The sequence below is a fragment of the Pauljensenia sp. UMB6358 genome (genome assembly GCF_030216865.1).
Lineage (GTDB): Bacteria > Actinomycetota > Actinomycetes > Actinomycetales > Actinomycetaceae > Pauljensenia > Pauljensenia turicensis_A.
Window position 1 is genome coordinate 1 of the sequence record NZ_JASOMS010000259.1, and the last position, 243, is coordinate 243.

Here is a 243-nt window from a genome sequence, read left to right on the forward strand (position 1 = left end):
ATTAGGCACCGCCATTCTCACCGCTCTTACTTACAAGTTCTCCCACGAGGTCGTCGGCCGCTTCCTGTTCTAAATATTCGCGCTCGCGCTCCTTGCGGGCCTCGGAGAAACCGAGCTCATCCCACGCCCCCTCACGGCTAATTAGGGGTTTACCCCCGGCAAGCTTTTGTAGTGCGTCTGCACGCTGGGAGAAGGTTGGGGTAGCTGGGTCATACCACTCGACAGCAATACGCGACCCATCAA

Annotated in this window: 1 protein-coding gene; it reads right to left on the reverse strand. The window is 57.6% G+C overall.

Features of this window, described 5'->3' with window-relative positions:
• Position 1: 1 nt before the first annotated feature.
• A partial coding sequence (locus QP381_RS09390; protein ID WP_285068773.1) for a hypothetical protein occupies positions 2-243 on the reverse strand: 242 nt, incomplete at its 5' end.